General features: G+C 29.2%; 19 protein-coding genes, 1 pseudogene and 1 riboswitch. Of the genes and pseudogenes, 11 read left to right on the top strand and 9 right to left on the bottom strand.

Annotated features, from left to right (window positions below):
• The first annotated feature begins 14 nt into the window (after positions 1 to 14).
• The 6 genes from L988_RS12615 (at position 15) to L988_RS12590 (ending at position 5,040) form a co-directional block, all read left to right on the top strand.
• Positions 15 to 683: a TVP38/TMEM64 family protein gene (locus L988_RS12615; protein ID WP_047384776.1), complete on the top strand. Its 669-nt coding sequence runs from the start codon at positions 15 to 17 to the stop codon at positions 681 to 683.
• 8 nt (positions 684 to 691) lie between these two features.
• Positions 692 to 1,855 carry an ABC transporter substrate-binding protein gene (locus tag L988_RS12610; protein ID WP_047384774.1) on the top strand — a complete coding sequence of 388 codons (1,164 nt, stop codon included), beginning with the start codon at positions 692 to 694 and terminating at the stop codon, positions 1,853 to 1,855.
• A gap of 358 nt (positions 1,856 to 2,213) precedes the next feature.
• Positions 2,214 to 2,720 (top strand): ABC transporter permease subunit, encoded by a 507-nt coding sequence (locus L988_RS12605; protein WP_231549849.1) that lies wholly within the window; start codon positions 2,214 to 2,216, stop codon positions 2,718 to 2,720.
• Between the two features lie 98 nt (positions 2,721 to 2,818).
• On the top strand, positions 2,819 to 3,493 hold the full coding sequence (locus L988_RS12600) for an ABC transporter permease (RefSeq protein WP_197053392.1): 675 nt from the start codon (positions 2,819 to 2,821) through the stop codon (positions 3,491 to 3,493).
• Positions 3,468 to 4,448, top strand: coding sequence for an ABC transporter ATP-binding protein (locus tag L988_RS12595; protein WP_052191854.1), 981 nt, complete (start codon positions 3,468 to 3,470; stop codon positions 4,446 to 4,448). Before L988_RS12600 ends, L988_RS12595 begins: the two co-directional genes overlap by 26 nt.
• A gap of 4 nt (positions 4,449 to 4,452) precedes the next feature.
• Positions 4,453 to 5,040: a CDP-alcohol phosphatidyltransferase family protein gene (locus L988_RS12590; RefSeq protein ID WP_047384771.1), complete on the top strand. Its 588-nt coding sequence runs from the start codon at positions 4,453 to 4,455 to the stop codon at positions 5,038 to 5,040.
• 47 nt (positions 5,041 to 5,087) lie between these two features.
• On the opposite strand, the gene L988_RS12585 is transcribed toward L988_RS12590, so the two are convergent.
• Genes L988_RS12585 through L988_RS12570 form a run of 4 tightly spaced genes read right to left on the bottom strand, consistent with a single transcriptional unit; the run spans position 5,088 to position 10,400 of the window.
• On the bottom strand, positions 5,088 to 5,336 hold the full coding sequence (locus tag L988_RS12585) for a SemiSWEET transporter (RefSeq protein WP_197053393.1): 249 nt from the start codon (positions 5,334 to 5,336) through the stop codon (positions 5,088 to 5,090).
• A 10-nt stretch (positions 5,337 to 5,346) separates the two neighbouring features.
• Positions 5,347 to 7,608 (bottom strand): alpha-galactosidase, encoded by a 2,262-nt coding sequence (locus tag L988_RS12580; protein ID WP_047384770.1) that lies wholly within the window; start codon positions 7,606 to 7,608, stop codon positions 5,347 to 5,349.
• Between the two features lie 9 nt (positions 7,609 to 7,617).
• Positions 7,618 to 9,321 (bottom strand): solute:sodium symporter family transporter, encoded by a 1,704-nt coding sequence (locus L988_RS12575; RefSeq protein WP_047384768.1) that lies wholly within the window; start codon positions 9,319 to 9,321, stop codon positions 7,618 to 7,620.
• A 44-nt stretch (positions 9,322 to 9,365) separates the two neighbouring features.
• On the bottom strand, positions 9,366 to 10,400 hold the full coding sequence (locus L988_RS12570; RefSeq protein WP_047384767.1) for a LacI family DNA-binding transcriptional regulator: 1,035 nt from the start codon (positions 10,398 to 10,400) through the stop codon (positions 9,366 to 9,368).
• A gap of 233 nt (positions 10,401 to 10,633) precedes the next feature.
• A riboswitch (purine riboswitch) is annotated at positions 10,634 to 10,733 on the top strand.
• A 63-nt stretch (positions 10,734 to 10,796) separates the two neighbouring features.
• On the opposite strand from L988_RS12570, the gene add reads away from it, so the two are divergent.
• Together add and L988_RS12560 are read left to right on the top strand one after the other, a co-directional pair.
• Positions 10,797 to 11,804, top strand: a complete 1,008-nt coding sequence (gene add / locus L988_RS12565) for an adenosine deaminase (protein ID WP_047384765.1) — start codon at positions 10,797 to 10,799, stop codon at positions 11,802 to 11,804.
• Between the two features lie 89 nt (positions 11,805 to 11,893).
• Entirely contained in the window at positions 11,894 to 12,274 is a 381-nt protein-coding gene (locus tag L988_RS12560; protein WP_231549848.1) for a hypothetical protein, read from the top strand.
• Between the two features lie 96 nt (positions 12,275 to 12,370).
• On the opposite strand, the gene L988_RS13910 is transcribed toward L988_RS12560, so the two are convergent.
• Positions 12,371 to 12,517 (bottom strand): hypothetical protein, encoded by a 147-nt coding sequence (locus tag L988_RS13910; RefSeq protein ID WP_197053981.1) that lies wholly within the window; start codon positions 12,515 to 12,517, stop codon positions 12,371 to 12,373.
• A gap of 182 nt (positions 12,518 to 12,699) precedes the next feature.
• Between L988_RS13910 and L988_RS12550 the strand changes: the two genes are divergently transcribed.
• Positions 12,700 to 12,921, top strand: a complete 222-nt coding sequence (locus L988_RS12550) for a hypothetical protein (RefSeq protein WP_047384764.1) — start codon at positions 12,700 to 12,702, stop codon at positions 12,919 to 12,921.
• Positions 12,922 to 13,192: 271 nt separating this feature from the next.
• On the opposite strand, the gene L988_RS12545 is transcribed toward L988_RS12550, so the two are convergent.
• Genes L988_RS12545 through L988_RS12530 form a run of 4 tightly spaced genes read right to left on the bottom strand, consistent with a single transcriptional unit; the run spans position 13,193 to position 17,169 of the window.
• Positions 13,193 to 14,572 (bottom strand): short-chain fatty acid transporter, encoded by a 1,380-nt coding sequence (locus L988_RS12545; RefSeq protein WP_197053980.1) that lies wholly within the window; start codon positions 14,570 to 14,572, stop codon positions 13,193 to 13,195.
• 48 nt (positions 14,573 to 14,620) lie between these two features.
• A complete protein-coding gene (locus tag L988_RS12540; RefSeq protein WP_047384763.1) occupies positions 14,621 to 15,829 on the bottom strand; it encodes an acetyl-CoA C-acetyltransferase in 1,209 nt (402 codons plus the stop codon).
• Positions 15,830 to 15,852: 23 nt separating this feature from the next.
• On the bottom strand, positions 15,853 to 16,518 hold the full coding sequence (locus tag L988_RS12535) for a 3-oxoacid CoA-transferase subunit B (protein WP_047384761.1): 666 nt from the start codon (positions 16,516 to 16,518) through the stop codon (positions 15,853 to 15,855).
• A complete protein-coding gene (locus tag L988_RS12530; RefSeq protein ID WP_047384759.1) occupies positions 16,519 to 17,169 on the bottom strand; it encodes a CoA transferase subunit A in 651 nt (216 codons plus the stop codon).
• A gap of 246 nt (positions 17,170 to 17,415) precedes the next feature.
• Here L988_RS12530 and L988_RS14140 point away from each other — a divergent pair, with 246 nt between their 5' ends.
• Complete coding sequence (locus L988_RS14140) at positions 17,416 to 17,562, top strand: TetR family transcriptional regulator (protein ID WP_156111972.1); 147 nt, start codon at positions 17,416 to 17,418, stop codon at positions 17,560 to 17,562.
• A gap of 77 nt (positions 17,563 to 17,639) precedes the next feature.
• A pseudogene (locus L988_RS13995) lies at positions 17,640 to 17,862 on the top strand (transposase); the annotation flags it as partial.
• Positions 17,863 to 18,060: the final 198 nt, after the last annotated feature.

The raw sequence follows: 18,060 nt of genomic DNA, 5'->3' as shown, positions 1-18,060 counted from the left end.
CTTGGAGGTGAATCTTGAAAAATAACAAAAAAAGAATAGTAAAATTGTTCATTCTAATCTTTATAGCTTTTCTCTTCTTTCTATTCTTTAAATATGATGGAGTGAAATATATAAAAGATAAAGAGCAATTAAAAACATTAATAGAAAGTTTTGGAATCTTAGCTCCTTTAAGTTACATATTACTTTACTGTATTGTAACTGTTACAACAATATCAACTCTTCCTCTTAGTTTGGCAGGTGGAGTACTATTTGGACCAGTTTATGGAATTATTTATACTATGATTGGAGCTAGTTTTGGAATGATGTCTTCATTTTTAATAGCTAGATATATTGCTAAAGATTTCATTGAACGAAAGTTTTCAAATCTACAGATTTTTAAAAAAATAAATGAAGGAGTTAAAAAAGATGGTCCATTTATTCTTGCAGTAACGAGATTATTGCCTATATTTCCTTTTGGAATTCAAAACTATCTTTACGGATTAACCTCTATCAGTTTTTTTAAATATACTATCTTTTCTATAATATTTATTTTACCCGGAACTTCAGTTTTCGTCTTACTTGCTGGAGCTATATCTGCTGGAAATACAAAAGATGCAGCTAAAATATCTTTAATCGCATCGCTAATATTTTTAGCTCTGACTATTATTACTAAAATTATTCAAAATAAAATAAAAAACAGATAGGAGATTCTATGTTAAAGAAAATTATTAAACCACTACTTCCTATTCTCTTGATTGGGATTGTTATAGGATGTGGAAAAAAAGAAAACAATGAAGTTAACATATATATGTGGGGTGGCTCAAAAGAGATTAACACCTTTATGGATGACATTGTTATTCCAGCAATTTCAAAAAAAGAAAATATTACTTTAAAAAGAGTTCCAATTGTTGATATTAAAGATGTTGTAAATAAACTTATAATAGAAAAACAAGCTGGTAAAAAAAATGGAACTATCGATGTTTTATGGGTTAATGGTGAAAACTTTAAAGCCTTAAAAGATGCTGAGGTTCTTGAAAAAAATATTTTAGCTAAAATTGATAATAAAAACATAATAAAAGAAAGCACAACAGTTAAAGATTTTGGTGAAACTATTGATGGATTAGAGGTTCCTTTTGGAGAAGCTCAGTTCAACTTTATCTATAATACAGCCAAAGGAGAGATTCCTTTCAGTAATTGGATGACTTTATCTCAGTATGTAAAAAATAATCCTGAAAAATTTACATATCCAAATACCTCTAATTTTACTGGTAGTGCTTTTGTAAGAAATATCGCTATCGATATTCTTGGATATGATGAGATTTCAAAAATGACTACTGATGAACTTAAAGCTAACTTAAATATTGTTTGGAATTTTTTAAATGAGATAGAACCATATCTTTGGAGAAAAGGTGAAACATATCCAGAGTCAGAAGGAAAATTAGATTTATTATATTCAGCTGGTGAAGTTGATATCACGATGGGATATACAATTAATAAGGTTAATTCAAAAATTGAATCTGGGGATTACCCCGTAACGTCAAAAAGTTTCCTACTAGATAAAGGAACTCTTTTTAATAATCACTACTTAGCGATTCCAGAAAACTCTGCTAATAAAAATGCTGCCTTAAAAGTTATAAATGAACTGGTTTCACCAGAGATACAACTGCTTAAACAAGATCCTAAAAATTGGGGTGACTTTACAATTTTAGATATGAAAAAACTACCGACTGAAGCTGTTCAAAAGTTTATTTTATTAAATAAAAGTGATAAAATCCCATCATCAGAGGAGCTTGCAGAGAAAAGAGTGATGGAGTTAACTCCTGAAAAGTTAGAGATTATAGACAAAGGTTGGTTAGAATACGTTGGTAAAAATTAAAAAGTATATATTTATAACTCCTTTTTTAATATATATTTCAGTATTTTTTTTATATGGCTTATACTACGTTTTTATGACCTCTATTGGATTTAACAGAATTCTAAGTCCTTCCTACTTTACTTTAGATTTTTATCGTGAAATTTTAAGCTCAAAAGAAGTTTATGAGAGTTTTATTTACACAATAAAAATAAATACAATATCTGCTTTTATTTCAATTACTTTAACAGTAGTTTTGTTGTTTCTAATATTTTTAGGAAAAAGAAAGAATTATTCTCATATAAAACTATTTCAAAAGATTGTTGAATCTCCAACTTTTATTCCTTATCTTGTAAGTGCCTATGGTATTTTACTCGTATTTATGAAAAACGGGATTCTTCATAATCTTTTTCTTAAATTTGGAATCTTATCGAGTAACCAATTTCCAATTCTAACAAATGAGAAATATGGTATTAGTATAATTCTTACATATATCTGGAAAACCTTACCTTTTATGACTATGATGGCTCTTCCAATAATGTTTAGAGTTGAAAAGAAATGGGATTCTTTAGGTAAAATCTATAACTTAAGTAACTTAAAGTTTTTTAAAAAAATAGTATTACCTTTAATTTTACCAAACTTAGGAGTTAGTTTCTTTATAGTTTTAAGCTATCTCTTTGCATCATTTGAAACTCCCTATATTTTAGGAGTAACTCATCCAAGAGTTTTATCAGTATTGGTCTTCGATATGTATGCAAAAGGAAGTTTGGATTTGAGAGGTAAAATAATGGTTTTAAATATATTAATCTCTTGTATAAGTTTAATTTTTGCTGGAGCTATATATTTCATTTTTAAATATTTTACAAAATTTGAAGATAGAGAGTGGTAATCATGAAAAAATATATTTTGAATTTAACATATTTTATAATCTGCTTATTTTTTCTATTGCCATTTATGGGCATATTTTTTAAAAGTCTGAATTTTAAAATGTGGATATACGTTTTAAATTCATGGAGTACTTATGAAAGTTTAATCACTACCACAACGATTCTTTTTATAACTGTACTCATTAATTTTATAATAGGAACTCCCGTTGCAGCTTTTTTAGTAAGAGAAAAATCTAAACTAAATTTTTTACTGATGATTCTGATAGCTCTTCCTCTTATAATTCCTGTTATGGTAAGTACGATGGGACTACAATTTTCTTTTATAAAATTAAATTTGATTGATAGTGTTCTTGGAGTTTCTATTGTACACAGTGTTGCAACTATTCCCTACTATATTCTAAGTATGAAATCGGGATATCTTACAATAAATAAAGATTATTTAAATCTCGGAAAAATTTTAGGAGCTAATCCTATACAAATCTTTTTTAAGATTACGTTGCCTTTAATATATCCCTCGTTTTTAGTTGGAGTTTCGCTAACTATAGTTGTTTCTTTAGCACAGTATCTTATCACATTTATAATAGGAGGTGGAAGAGTTATCACTCTTCCGATTTTAATGATGCCATATCTAGTAGATGGTGGAATAACCAACGGAACCGTTTACAGTGTTATTTATATTATTTTTACATACCTCTTACTATTTTTACTAAATAGTTTTACCAAAAATATATACAGAAAGAGAGATTTACATGATTCAAATAAACAATGTATCTAAAACATTTTCAGGATTTCTTTTAAAAAATATAAATTTATCAATAACCTCAGGCGAGTTTATTGGTATATTGGGACAATCGGGTTCGGGAAAATCAACTCTTTTAAATTTAATAGCTGGTTTAGATGAAGATTTTACTGGAGAGATTAAAATAGAGGGTAAGAACCCATCTCATACCATAAAAAATGGAGAGATTAGTATGGTTTTTCAAGATTCATTGCTTCTTCCACACTTAAATGTATTTGATAACATTGCGTTTGGCTTGAAAATAAAAAAAATAAATAAATCTGAAATAGAAAAAAGAGTTTTCGAAGCAATTTCTGAAATGGAGCTAACGGGAAAAGAGAAAAGATTTCCAAATGAGTTAAGTGGAGGAGAAAAGCAAAGAGTTTCTATAGCTAGAGCTCTTGTGACAAAACCAAAACTACTTTTAATGGATGAGCCATTCTCTGCATTAGATTTTAATTTAAGAGAACGAATGCAAAAATTAGTTAAATCTCTTCATAAAAAATATAAAATTAGTACTATTTTTGTAACTCATGATAGAGATGAAGCTTTCTTTTTAGCGGATAGAATTGCTATAATGTCTGATGGAGAACTTTTAGAGTTTGATACTCCTCAAGCTTTATATTACACCCCTAAAACACTATATACCGCTAAACTTCTTGGAATAGAAAATATACTTTCTAAAAAAGATTTTGAAGTAATTTTTGGACCGAGAGATGAAAATTTTGATTTTATCGCTTTTAGAGGAAACGATCTATGTATTGTTCAAAACTCTAATTTTACTGGAATCATTGAAGATATCCAGTTTGGATTAGGAAAATATTGTCTCATTATTTTAATTAGAGATATAAGGCTCTATTTCATACAAGAAAAGGAACCAAAGGAAAAAATTGGAGATTTCATCTGTTTTTTATATAATAAAAATAATGAAATCTTAATCAAAGGAGAATAAACTAATGTTAGATACACACTGTAGAAAATATATTCAACCACTTATTGAAGTAGCCGCAAATTTAGCTATAAAATTGAAATTGAGTGCGAACTTTGTAACAATTTTAGCTGCTATCATTGGAATTTCAAGTGGAATTTTTACCCTGATAGATAAGAATATCTTAGCTATTATCATGTTATGGTTATCAGGCTATCTTGATGCTGTTGACGGAACAATAGCTCGTAAAACAAAGTCATCTACAGCTTTTGGTACTGTTATGGATATAACTTTTGATAGAGTTGTTGAAGGGTCTGTTATAATTGGGGTAGCATATAAATATCCTCAATTTAGCTTTATCTCCCTTTTACTGGCAATCAGTATAATTATTTCTATGACAATCTTTTTAACAACAGGACCTTTAGCTCAAAACAAAGGTGAAAAAACATTTTATTATCAAGCTGGATTGGCTGAAAGAACTGAAGGCTTCATTATGCTATCCGCTATGATTTTATTAAGAGAAAAGAGTGGACTTATAATAAATCTATTCACTGGAATCGTTTTATTCACTGCTTTCCAAAGATTTGTTGAAGCCAAGAAGATTTTAGATAAATAAAAAATCCCACTAGTAAATTTTTAATTCGCTAGTGGGTTTTTTATCTCCTATTTATATTTAATTTTCATTTTTAAAATAGTTATTGCAAATGACAATGTCACAGCATTTCCTATAATAACTGGGATATCTTTTCTAAAAGTTCCATAGATTAGCCAAGCAAAAACTCCTACTGTAAACATTATATACATCAAAAGTGAGATTCCACTTGTATCTTTTGTCTTTATAGTTTTTATAGCTTGAGGTAAAAATGAAACTGTTGTTAAAAAAGCTGCACAATATCCTAATATATCTATCATTTTTTTCTCCTTAAATAGCTTTTAATTTAATTAAGCAACTTTTAAAATCTCCAATTAAGCTATCTAACTCTCCTTCAACTTGTAAATTCCCTAAATCAGAGAATGAAGGCTCTTTAAATATAACTCCACTATTTTGAAGCTCATCACCATAGTATGACTTTCCTTGAACTTGCAAACTTTCCACTGAATATAGATAATCTTCATTTAATCCACTCAATATCAGTGATTCATACCCGGCATTAGGAACTGATAAGATTTTATATTTTGCTACTAGCGCTTCTTTTTTATCCTTGCTAACAACCATCCATGCTGCATCATTTAATTTTTTCTCAAATGGAGAAACCAATCTATAAAAATCTCCAAATTGAATTAATTCTCTATTTTCTTTGAAAAATTCTATCTGTTTTTTAACAATCTCTTTCTCTTCATCAGTTATCTTATTCAAATCTAGCTCATATCCAAAAGCTCCAAAAATAGCGACATTCCCACGTGTTTTTATAGGTGTTACTCTATTTGTTTGATGATTTGGAACTGCCGACACATGAGCTCCCATAGAAACTACTGGATAACAAAGTGATGTTCCGTATTGTATCTTAATTCTTTCAACTGCATCTGTATCATCACTCGTCCAAGTTTGTGGCATATAATATAACATCCCTGGATCAAATCTATTTCCGCCACTTGCACAAGATTCAAATAAAACTTCTGGAAACTCTGTTGTTAACTTTTCTAAAAGCTCGTAAAGACCTAAAATATATCTATGGAAAACCTCTCCTTGTTTTGTAGAATCTATAACTTCTGACCAAACTTCAGTCATCGGTCTATTCATATCCCATTTCACATATGATATTTTTGATTCTCTCAATATTTTAGATATTTTTTCATAAAGATATTCACGAACATCCTCTCTTCCTAAATCCAAAGTATGCTGATTTCTACTTGGAGTATTTTTTCTATTTGGAGCTCTTAAAATCCAATTTGGATGATTTCTATAAAGCTCACTATCTTTATTTACCATTTCAGGCTCAAACCAAAGACCAAATTTAATCCCCATCTCTTCAACTTTTTTCGATAATCCCTCAACACCACTAGGAATTTTTTCTAGATTACTCCACCAATCTCCCAACCCAGCTTTGTCATGATTTCTAGCTCCAAACCATCCATCATCTAAAACAAACAGTTCAACACCTAACTCTTTTGCTTTTTTAGCTATATCTAAAATTTTCTCCTCATTGAAATCAAAATATGTAGCCTCCCAGTTATTAAGTAACACTGGTCTAACCTTATCTCTCCAAACTCCTCTAGCTAATCTTTCTCTATAAAGTCTATGATAGTTTAAGCTAAGTCCGTTCATACCAGTATTTGAGTAACTCATTACAACTTCTGGAGATTGGAATTCATCATTTTTTAATAATGTCCAATTAAAATTAAATGGATTCATACCAATTGAAACTCTAAGTTTGTCGTACTGATTTTTTTCAACCATCTCAATATGATTTCCACTATAAACTAAGTTGAAACCATAAACTTCTCCTGAAAACTCTGTAGTTTCTTTTCTTTTTAAAGCTATAAATGGATTGCTATTTACACTACTTGTTCCTCTTTTACTATCTATTACAAATTTGTTTTGGTTTATTTCACTTATCTCAACGTGTCTCTCTCTTGACCAAGCTCCCGAAAGATGTACAATTTGAAAATCAGGTTCTTTAAAATCTAAAGATGCACTTAAAAATCTTTCTAAAACCAACTTTTCATCCGATTCATTTTTTATGTGAGCATTTCTTGTAATAACATCATAATCTCTAAATATAGTATAACTTAAAGTTAGAGTTGCTCCTATAAGTTCATCTTTTAAATATATTTTTAAAGTTTTAGCTTCATTTGAATTTTCAATATATGTATTTGGAAGATTTTTTAGATTTTCTTTTCCTTCAACTATTTCATATGAATGATAAGTAAAATCTGTAACTCTACTTCCATTTTCTTGTAAAACTACAATTGCAGGTTCTCTATAGTCCCCATTTCCATAACTCGGATACTCTTGTAGCAAGATATCTTTACAAAACCCTCTTTTCTCATCTAAAGCGTTTGGAGTAACCGGAACCTCCGCCGAAGTTATTTGAACTAAGTGTTCATATGAGTCTCTATGTTTTATTTTTTTTCCAAAATAAAGATGTCCTAAAGTTCGATCATCTAAAACTTTTAAAATATAACTGATATTCTCATTACAAAGGTGAAACTCTAATTTTTTTTCATTTATAAGTATATGCATTTTTCCTCCCTAAGCTTCTACTGCTTTTTCTACTTTTAATTTTTGTCTATATTTTCTAATTGTTATAACTACTAAGGCTGTAACTGTCCACAATATACCTAGATTTTTTTGTAATCCCATAAAGTTCAGTGTAACCAATCCATATTTTGAGAAAATAACATAGAACGATAACATAACAGATACAATTATAGTTCCAGCTTCGTATTGATACTCCCACGGAGTTACTTCAACAATATTTTTATTTACTAAAACGTACGGAGTTTTTCTAGGCTTCAACTTTCCTATAATTAACATAATTCCACAACTTATAACAAACAGTATTGCCGACTGATGTAAAAAATGTAAATCTGGCTTAACTACTAGTTGAAGGAATGCATATGATGAAACGAAAAATGCCAGTGAAATTTTTGCAGCTATTGCTGGTACATATTTTGTTGTATATCCAATAAAAATTATTGTAAATATTGGTACATTGAAAAATCCATTTACAATTTGTAGATACTGAAATAATCCTTGTGGTGCCTTCATTATTAGAGGTGCTGTAAATAAAGATGTCAACGCTATAACAAATCCAAATATTTTTCCTTTATTTACTATTTGAGCATCTGTTTTATTTTTTCCAAAAATTGGTTTATAAACATTTATACAGAATAGTGTAGAAGCACTGTTTAAAGTACTGTTATAACTACTTAGAACAGCTCCAAACATTACCGCTGCAAAGAATCCTACAAAATATTTTGGCATTAAACCTTTAATCAGATGAGAATACATTAAATCAGGTTCAGCAAAATTTGCACCATAAATATGATAGGCTATAATTCCTGGAATTATTACAATTATAGGAGTAAATATTTTTAGTAGCCCTGCTAACATAACTCCTTTTTGACCTTCTTTTAAATTTTTAGCAGCCAAAGCTCTTTGCATAATTCCTTGATCTGTTCCCCAATAATATAGATTAACTAAAAGCATTCCTGTGAAAAGGGTTGTAAATGGAATTGGATCTGAATTTGAACCGATAGCATCAAATTTTTCTGGATGTGCTAAAACTAATTCTCCAATTCCTCTAGTAAATGAACCATCTCCTATAAATTTAAAACCGAAATAAGGTACTGATAATCCCCCAATTACAAGTCCTATTCCATTTAAAGTATCTGAAAATGCTACTGCTTTTAACCCTCCAAAAATCGCATAGATTGCACCTATAATTCCAATAGCCCAAACTGTTATCCAGATTCCAGCTGTATAAGAAACACCTAAAACTCCAGATATATCAAACAGTTGACTCATAACTAATGCTCCTGCATAAAGTGTAGGTGGTAATCCGTTTAAAACATAACTGATTAAAAATAGATATGTTACAAATTTTCTAACTCCTGGATCAAAACGATCTTCTAAAAATTCTGGAATTGTTGTAAGACCACCTTTTAAGTATCTAGGAACTAAAAACATTGCAACAAGTACCAAAGTTATTCCTGAACAAACTTCCCATCCCATAACAGACATGTTATGAGTATAAGATTGTGCACTCATTCCCGCAAAATTTGCTGGACTAAGATTTGTTAGCATTAGAGACCCCGCTATAAATCCAGCTGTTAAACTTCTTCCACCTAAAAAATAACCGTCATTTGTGTCTAATGTATCTCCTTTAGTTTTATAATAAGTTAATATAGCAACTAAAGCTGTAAAGAAAATAAAAGATAAAAACATTAACATAAAGTCACACTCCCCGTATATTTATTTTAAAATTTTAAAAAAATTTAATCTTCAAAATAATCCATCATACTTTCTATTAATTTTGTCTTTGTATATTCAACTCTTGTTTCTACAAACTCAGAAACTAAGAATTCGATACTTTTCTTAGCTGTTTCTTTTAACATTGGTGACACCGTTTTAAATCCCATTGGAACTGTATATTTCAAATTATCGAATCCCCAAATCTCTAATTTTTTATAATCCACTTCAAACTCTTTCAAAGCTTTCACGATTCCAAATAGCATATTATCACTTGATGAAAAAATAGCATCAAATTCTATATTATTTTTTAATATTTGAACCATATCGCTATAAGCATTTCCTCTACAATAATCTGATTTTAAAATTAGATTTTTATCGATATCTATTTTTTTCTTTTTTAAACTATCTTCATACGCTCTTTTTCTTTCAAATCCAGAAAGTTTATTTAAATCTCCTAGAAATATAAGTGGTCGTTTTAAATTTTTTTCTAAAATCTTCTCCATAATAGAAGAGGCTCCACCATAATCATCTGTATTTATATATAAAGTTTTCTGAGCCATATTGTTAATTTCTTTGGCGTAGTCTACTACCACAACTTTGTATTCACTTTTTATCATTTTTTCTAAAAACATATTATCTCTTAAAAAACCAATGAATATTCCACTTGAGACATTTCCATTCTTAAAAAAAGCTTCTATTCTCTTTTCATCATTAAAATCTTTTACATAGTCTACTAAAATTTGATGATTTTCTAAAAAAGCTTCTTTTACAACCGTATCTGTAAAATCCATAAAGTATGCTGTATCCATGCTTGTAGTTTCAGAATTCATATTAGGTTCATATATAAAAACTCCAATTACACTATTTTTTTTCCCTGCCAATGTCTGAGCATTTAAATTTGGAATATAATTGTATTCATCGATTATTTTTAAGATTTTTTGTCGATTCTTAACACTCACATTTGGATGATTATTTAAAACTCTCGAAACTGTACTTCTTGAAACTCCTGCTAATTTAGCTATCTCTGTACTATCTATTTTCAAATTTTCTTTTTTCATATTGCGCCTTTCTTTTTGGACAGCTGTCCAAAAGTTTTTTAAAAAAATATTTATGTACGTATTATAAAATAAAAAATAGAAAAATAAACATTTTTTATTAAAAAAGTATTTTTCTTTTTTTACTTTAGTAAAAAAACTTCTATTTTTTATACTTAACTTTTTTAGTTAAATATTTTTTATTGACAGACATTATTATTTAATATATAATAATTGAAATATATTTTTTAAATATATAAAAATTAAATAAACAACTTCGTATAACCCTATTAATCTGGTATAGGGGTCTCTACCACGGAACCATAATTCCTGCTTACGAAGAAGATATGTCTATCATTGTCATATTTTCTTCGTGTGCAGGATTTTTTTTATAATTTTTTATTTAGAAGGAGAAAAAATATGAATTTAAGCAAATTACCAAAAATCGAGTTACACTGTCATCTTGATGGAAGTGTAAGACCTGAAACTATTATTGAGTTATCAAAAATTGAAAATGTTAAACTGCCAAGTTATGATATAGAAACTATTAGAAATATTATGGTTGCTCCTATGGAATGTACATCTCTTGATGAGTATTTAGAAAAGTTCCAAATTCCTGTTGCTATTATGCAATCTAAGGAGAGCTTAGAAAGAGTCACTTTTGAACTTATGGAAGATTCTGCTAAAGAAAATATAAAATATATTGAGATTAGATTTGCTCCATTACTTCATATAAATAAGGGGCTTTCTGTTGAAGAGATTTTAGAGAGTGTTGTTAAAGGAATTAAAAAATCTGAAGAGATATACGATATAAAAGGAAATCTTATCTTATCATTCCTAAGACATATGTCTGCTGAAACTATCTACGATGTTATTGAAGCTGGAAGAAGATTTTTAGGCAATGGTGTTGTGGCTATAGATCTTTGTGCAAGTGAAGAAAAAGGTTTTTGTGAAAGATTTATAAAGCCATTCGAACTTGGAAGAGAGTATGGTTATAAAGTTACTATACATGCTGGTGAAACTGGAATTGGAGAGAATGTTTTAGATGCTGTTCAAATGCTACATGCTGAGAGAATTGGTCATGGAATCCACATAAAAAATTGTAAAGCTGCTTATGATATCGTAAAAGAAAATGGAATTACATTAGAGATGTGTCCTACGAGCAATGTTCAAACTAAAGCTGTTGAGAATTTTGAAAATCATCCTCTTTTAGATTTCTATAAAGATGGAATAAATGTAACAATAAATACTGATAATAGAACTGTTTCTAATACTACTTTAACTAATGAGATTCTTGTTTCTAAAGATAACTTCAATATGGATTTTGAAATTTATAAAAATATATATCTAACTTCTGTTGAAGCTGCTTTTACAACTTCAGAGATTAAAAATAAACTGAAAATTGACTTAGAGAACTTTGTTATCTAATTTTCTATCCTATAAATTTGAATTCTTTTAAAGTACATGTTATAATATTAAGCGACAAAAAAATTACTAGAATATAGGGGGATTTATTTTTGAAAAAATTAATACTTTTAACAATAATTATAAGCGGATTATTAATGCAGGGTTGTTCTGCTGTTATGGCACTGAATGGAGAAAAAGAACCTAGTTTTGAATTAATTAAACCAGGACAAAACAAGGCAATTGTTGAATCACAACCATTAAAACCTATTAGTACAGATGTTCTTCCTAGCGGAAATATGGTATCGACATACCAATATACTATGGGAAATGAACCTAGTGCAGGTAGAGCAGCTGTTTATGTTCTTTTAGATTGTATGACTTTCTTCATATCTGAATTAGTAACTATGCCAATAGAAATGACTAAAAAAGGTGATTTAAAGTTTATAAAAATCGAATATACACCTAAAGGTGAAATTGTAAAAATTGGATAACTCAATCTAGTTTTTTTTAAAGGATAGAGTTAAACTCTATCCTTTTTATTATAATTCACTTACTATTAAAATTTTTTTAAATTATAAAAAATAACTCTAGATTTTACAACCAATATTTTTTTCTTTTCTCCATATAGGAACCTTTACCTCTTCAGTCCAATACTCTTCTAATAAAACTATCTTATTATTTTTCAATTTCATAAACGAAGTACAATAGTGACAACTTGATTTATCTTTAGGCATAACTTCTCCAACAAAAATAACTAAATCTCCAATCGCTTCTACTCTTTTAACTTCTCCTATCCAATTTCCAGGATATTCACAATTCGCTATTAAATATTCATCAACAGTAAATTTTTCATTAGTTTCATACCATAAGATTTTAGCTTCAGAATCAAAATATAATTTTATATAGGAAGGGGGTTATGAAGAGTATATATTTATCATTATTGACACTAACTTTTATTGGATGTAACAATCTGAGCCCTAAAGAATACACACTATATTATACTTATGGGCATGAAACAGAAATATTTACAAACGAAAAAACAGGACAAGATTATTGGATATATGGAAATACTGAAATGTTAAATCAACCCATGAAAGAATTAGCTACTATAACTTCCCTAATAGAGAGGCTTTTCTAGCATATACTTTTATTAAAATTGCACTCAATTTTTAGTTGTAAAGTACCTTGTTTTATAACTCCTCTATTAGTGGGACTTCTTAAAAATCATCAAAAAATACCCCTAAAAAATGATTCTTTAAAATCAATTTTAAGCCCCCTAAAAAACTCATTAGGTATAAAAGCATACCCTATTTTTTAGAGGGCTTTATTTTAAAGCCTATTTTTTAGATAGAAAGATATAATAAAAGAAAAACTAATTTAATATTTTTTTAATTATTTAGATTCTCTTTCTATAAAAATGTTAACCCAAGTATTATAACAATAGCAGAATAAATAGTAATAACAACACCATATCCCATTATGTCTTTAGCCCCAAGTTTTGCTATTCCCAAAGCTGGCAAAGCCCAGAATGGTTGAATCATATTAGTCCATGCATCTCCCCAAGCAATAGCCATCCCTGTTTTTGCACTAGAAACTCCAAGTTCTATACTTGCTGGCATCATAATCGGTGCTTGAACAGCCCATTGTCCTCCACCAGAAGGAACAAAGAAATTTACTATTCCAGCACTTAAAAATGTCAAACTAGGGAAAGAAAGAGCTGTTGATGAACTTATAAATGCATTAGACATTAAAATTGCCAATGATGTTCCTTCTGCATTTAATCCTGTCATCATTCCCATAATTCCAGCATAAAACGGAAATTGTAAAATAATTCCTGATGCTCCTCTGCAAGCACCCGAAAAAGCTCCAAGAAGATTTTTAGGTGTTCTATGTGCTACAATAGCTGTTATTAAAAATATAAGATTTACTATATTTAAATTTAAATCAAATCCATTTTTAAGGAAGAAACCAATAATATAAGTATATCCAATAAGTCCAATCAACATATTAACGATAGGGCTGTTTTCTATTTTATCCGCTGGTGTCATCTCATTTTTTGGCGTAGTTATAGCTCCATCATCTTTTAATAGCTTAATATCAATTTCGAAAATATCTTCTTTATTTTTGGGATGCATTGCTGCATTTAAAAGAGGTAAAGTTATTAATAAAATAGCTAAAATAATTAAATTGAATGATGAGAAAATCGTTTCAGAAGTACTTATTGCTTCATTTAAAGCACCACCAGTAGATTTTGATAAATTTCCTGAAGCTAACGTTAATGGAATAGAGGCAGAAATTCCTGCATGCCAAAATAAAAATCCTGAATATGCAGAAGCAATAAGAAGTCTGTAATCGACTCCTTTTAGTTTTTTTGCAATTTCTTTTGCGTATATAGCCCCAATAACAAGACCAAATCCCCAATTCAAAAGACAAGCTATACTTGAAACAAGTGTTACATATATAATTGCTTGAATTGGTGTTTTTGGTAAGTATGACAATTTATCCAAAAGTCTTTTAAAAAATGGTGCTGTTGCTAATGTATGCCCTGTTACAAGAACCATAACCATTTGCATAGAGAAACTAAGTAAAGACCAAACTCCATTTCCCCAATGTGTGGCAACTTGAAAAGGAGATTGATTTGTAGTAACCATTGTAGCAATAAAAACTATAAAAGTAAGAACCGCAGCAAAAAGAAAAGCATCTGGTAAGTATTTTTGCATAATTGTAACACAAAATTGAGTGAATTTTTCAAAAACATTTAACTTTTTATTAGACAATACAGTTTCCAAGATATATACCTCCATTTTTTATAAAAAGACAATTTTAAATTATTTTAATTACTTTACATTTTTAACAATTATGGCTGTTCCCATTCCTCCACCAATACAAAGACTTGCCAAACCATACACAGATTCTATTTTCTTCATTTCATATATTAATGTTGTTAAAATTCTCGCTCCACTCGCTCCAACAGGATGTCCTAAAGCTATTGCTCCTCCATTCACATTTGTTTTATCATTAAACCATTCAAAATCAATAGAGTTAATATCTGAAAGTTCTTTTATAACCCCTAAAGCTTGTGCTGCAAAAGCTTCATTAAGTTCAAGAATATCCATTTCTTTTAAATTTAAATTTGTTTTTTGTAAAACATTTTGAATTGCTGGAACAGGACCAAGTCCCATAACTAAAGGATCTACTCCACCTTGTCCAACTCCAACTATTTCAACTAAAGGAGTTAAATTATATTTTTTTACAGCTTTCTCTGATGCTAATAGTAGAATAGCTGCACCATCATTTATTCCAGAAGAGTTTCCAGCTGTAACACTTCCATCTTTTTTAAAAGCTGGTCTCAATTGTGATAACTTTTCTAAAGAGGTTTTTCTATTTGGGTACTCATCTGTATCTACAACGACTATTCCCTTTCTATCTTTTACTTCAATAGGAACAATTTCATTTTTAAATTTACCATTATCAATTGCTGAAATTGCTTTTTCTTGTGAATAGATTGCAAAACTATCTTGTTCTTCTCTTGAAATATTGTGCTTTTCCACAATATTTTCAGCTGTTATTCCCATATGAATACCATGAAAGGCATCTGTTAGTGCATCTAAAATCATATGATCTTTAGCCAATACATCCCCCATCTTAAAGCCCGTTCTTAAATTACTGTTCATTAATAATGGGGCTTGAGACATCGATTCTGTACCACCGGCTAAAATAAGATCAGCTTCTTCTGATTTTATAATTTGATAAGCTGACATAACAGCCTTCATTCCACTTCCACATATTATATTTAAAGAATATGCGGGAATGCTGTGAGGAACACCTCCTTTTATAGCAGATTGTCTAGCTACACCTTGTCCTTGACCAGCCGATAAAACATTTCCAATAATAACTTCATCTAAATCATTTGGATCTATTTTAGTCTCAGCTATTATATTTTTTATGACTTCTCCTGCTAAATCACTTGGAGATACTTTTCCTAAAGAACCCAGGAATGAACCTATCGGCGTTCTTTTTGCCGTAACAATATAAACTTTTTCCATTTCCATCCTCCTAATATTTTATTTTAAACTTCCATAATTTTTAAATCGTCTTGTACTATAATTTCAGCTTCTGTATATTTCATAATATCTTCTACCGAAGAAAAAGGACTAATCTCTTTTAGATAAACTCTATTATTTTTAATCTCCATGACCCCTTTTTCGGTAACAATAAGATTAACCTGATTTGCAGCTGTAAGTGGAAGAGTACAATTTTTTAAGATCTTAGGTCTCCCTTTAGCCGTATGCTCCATAGCTATAATAACTTTTTTAGCTCCAACAACCAAATCCATAGCCCCACCCATTCCAGGAACCATTTTTCCAGGAACCATCCAGTTTGCTAAATTACCTTTTTCATCTACTTGTAAAGCTCCTAAAACTGTTGTATCTACATGTCCACCACGAATTATTCCAAAAGATACAAGACTATCAAAGAAGCAACCTCCTTCTACTATACTAACTAAAGAACCTCCAGCATTTGAAATTCTAGAGTCAGCTTCTTTTTCACATGGCACTGGTCCCATTCCAATTAATCCATTTTCAGATTGAAGAGCAACGTATATAGAGTCTGGAATATAATTTGCAACCTCAGTTGGCAACCCAATTCCTAAGTTTACAACATCTCCATCATTAAATTCTTTTGCAACTCTTTTTGCTATAATTTCTCTTATTTTTTCCTTAGTAAGTTCCATTTATTTTTCTCCTTTAACAACGTAATCTATAAAAATTCCAGGAATAACAACCTCATTCGGATCTAAACATCCTTCCATAATTTCATCTGCTTCAACAATTACAATATCGGCAGCAGTTGCCATTATCGTATTAAAGTTTCTAGTTGAACCAGAGAATGATACGTTACCAAAAGAATCAACTTTTGTTCCATAAATTAATGCTACATCAGCTTTTAATGGTTTTTCTAAAAGAAATTTTTTATTATCAATTTCAATAATCTCTTTTCCTTCTTGAACAACAGTTCCCAGGCCAGTTGGTGTCAAAATCCCACCAAGACCTGCACCTGCTGCTCTTATTCTTTCAGCAAGAGTACCCTGAGGAACAAGTTGTACTTCCAACTCGCCATTGTTCATCTGTTTTCCAGTTTCAGGATTAGTTCCAATGTGTGAAACTATCGCTTTTTTTACTCTTTTATTGACTATTAATTTTCCTTTTTCAAACTCTGGAAAACTTGTGTCATTTGCAATTAGAGTTAAATCTTTGGTTCCATTTTCTAATAATTTTTCAATAATTTTTTTAGGAGAACCACATTTTAAAAATCCTCCTATCATAAGAGAAGAATTGTTTTTAATAAATGATGTTGCATAATCAACAGAAATTAGCTTTTTCATGACCCCTCCTTTTTAGCAAGTTTGCACTTGCATTTTATAATCAATATATACCACATTAAAAATATAGTGTCAATATTCGGTTTTAAAAATATTTTTATAAAACACAAAAAACCATTTCAAAACATATATTTGTAGAAGTGGTTTTAATTTTTAATTTTTAAAAAATTTGACAAAATATTATAGATAAGGCATAAAATATTCAAAAATGGATAACTTTAATGAAAACACGAAATAAAATAGTCATATCTGGACAAAATTTTTTCTAAAGAGGTGTTTGAAAAAGTTTCAACAAAATATATTACTCAAGAGATTAACTGTAACAAAGTCACAATTTTTAGATTATTTGGAACAAAGGATAATCTTCTTGAAAAAATCATAAATAAATTTGTATAAAAATCTAATATAATAAATAATTTACACAAAATTTTAACTGGAAATTTAAATACGGATATTGAAAAAAATATCAGTTTTTAGAAAAATGTACAGAGAGTAAAAATAAGACTAAAATAGTTACTAGACATGTATGGGAAAATTATTTAGAGAAGGCAGAATATATAAGACATGCAATAGGAACTAAAGAGATTTACTCTCTTAGGAGTCAACACGAAAGAACTACATGGAACAAGATATACACAATATAGAGGGTTAGCAAAAATAAAAATGGAGCTCACTCTCAAATTTGCATGTATGAATTAAAAAAAATTAGCAATGTGGAAGTTTGGAAAAAACTTCCACAACACAAATTCCTATAAAAATAATTCAAAATTTATAAAATAAAAAAATGACTATCAAATATTATTATTCGATAGCCATTTGTCTAAAATCTCTCTATTTGAGTCTTCTTCAAATTTTGTGTAAACTCTAAAAATTAAGAGTAATATTTTATATTTT

The sequence above is a fragment of the Cetobacterium sp. ZWU0022 genome (assembly GCF_000800875.1).
Classification (GTDB): domain Bacteria; phylum Fusobacteriota; class Fusobacteriia; order Fusobacteriales; family Fusobacteriaceae; genus Cetobacterium_A.
Note: the sequence above shows the minus strand (reverse complement) of the source record. Positions and strands in the feature narration are given on the sequence as shown.

Bases quoted from the DNA above. Each gene is read 5' to 3' on its own strand.
- L988_RS12610 (WP_047384774.1), top strand. From the start codon at position 692: ATGTTAAAGAAAATTATTAAACCACTACTTCCTATTCTCTTGATTGGG.
- L988_RS12605 (WP_231549849.1), top strand. From the start codon at position 2,214: ATGAAAAACGGGATTCTTCATAATCTTTTTCTTAAATTTGGAATCTTA.
- L988_RS12600 (WP_197053392.1), top strand. From the start codon at position 2,819: ATGTGGATATACGTTTTAAATTCATGGAGTACTTATGAAAGTTTAATC.
- L988_RS12595 (WP_052191854.1), top strand. From the start codon at position 3,468: ATGATTCAAATAAACAATGTATCTAAAACATTTTCAGGATTTCTTTTA.
- L988_RS12590 (WP_047384771.1), top strand. From the start codon at position 4,453: ATGTTAGATACACACTGTAGAAAATATATTCAACCACTTATTGAAGTA.
- L988_RS12585 (WP_197053393.1), bottom strand. From the start codon at position 5,336: ATGATAGATATATTAGGATATTGTGCAGCTTTTTTAACAACAGTTTCA.
- L988_RS12580 (WP_047384770.1), bottom strand. From the start codon at position 7,608: ATGCATATACTTATAAATGAAAAAAAATTAGAGTTTCACCTTTGTAAT.
- L988_RS12575 (WP_047384768.1), bottom strand. From the start codon at position 9,321: ATGTTAATGTTTTTATCTTTTATTTTCTTTACAGCTTTAGTTGCTATA.
- L988_RS12570 (WP_047384767.1), bottom strand. From the start codon at position 10,400: ATGAAAAAAGAAAATTTGAAAATAGATAGTACAGAGATAGCTAAATTA.
- add (WP_047384765.1), top strand. From the start codon at position 10,797: ATGAATTTAAGCAAATTACCAAAAATCGAGTTACACTGTCATCTTGAT.
- L988_RS13910 (WP_197053981.1), bottom strand. From the start codon at position 12,517: ATGCCTAAAGATAAATCAAGTTGTCACTATTGTACTTCGTTTATGAAA.
- L988_RS12550 (WP_047384764.1), top strand. From the start codon at position 12,700: ATGAAGAGTATATATTTATCATTATTGACACTAACTTTTATTGGATGT.
- L988_RS12540 (WP_047384763.1), bottom strand. From the start codon at position 15,829: ATGGAAAAAGTTTATATTGTTACGGCAAAAAGAACGCCGATAGGTTCA.
- L988_RS12535 (WP_047384761.1), bottom strand. From the start codon at position 16,518: ATGGAACTTACTAAGGAAAAAATAAGAGAAATTATAGCAAAAAGAGTT.
- L988_RS12530 (WP_047384759.1), bottom strand. From the start codon at position 17,169: ATGAAAAAGCTAATTTCTGTTGATTATGCAACATCATTTATTAAAAAC.